Raw genomic sequence first — 506 nt, forward strand, 5'->3', positions numbered from 1 at the left:
CCTTTAACTGTAAATGCAATCGGTAGGTTATATTCCGGTGTTGCTCCTTGTAGCTTGTTTAAAAACCACAAACGCTGCTGCGAAAATGAAGGTGTTGCCGTGTTGGTAGTCCGCTCTACACGTTTAATATCCTTTCGGGTGCTTTTATTTGGTGATTTTTCAAGGACTAGAGCCATTGCTTGCAGTGTCGGATATTCAAATACTGACTGAACTGATAACTCTATTTTAAAGTGTTTACGCACATCAGATACAAGACGTACTGACAGTAACGAGTGCCCCCCCAAATCAAAGAAGCTAGAATCAATACTGACTGAATCAACGCCGATATTTAATAGCTTTGACCACACCTCTGCTAATGATTTTTCCATTTCTGTTTCAGGCGCAATAATATCGTATTGTAATAGAGCTGTATCAGGCTCCGGTAAACGTTTTTTATCTATCTTTCCGTTAGTTGTAAGCGGCCACATATCAATCAGTTCAAACGTACTCGGCACCATATAATCAGG

At 40.3% G+C, this 506-nt stretch carries 1 protein-coding gene; it reads right to left on the reverse strand.

All coding sequences use genetic code 11. The features are described 5' to 3' along the window. A partial coding sequence (locus tag CJF42_RS26370; RefSeq protein ID WP_252097752.1) for a phosphopantetheine-binding protein occupies positions 1–506 on the reverse strand: 506 nt, incomplete at both ends.

Source organism: Pseudoalteromonas sp. NBT06-2 (assembly GCF_002276045.1).
GTDB lineage: Bacteria > Pseudomonadota > Gammaproteobacteria > Enterobacterales > Alteromonadaceae > Pseudoalteromonas.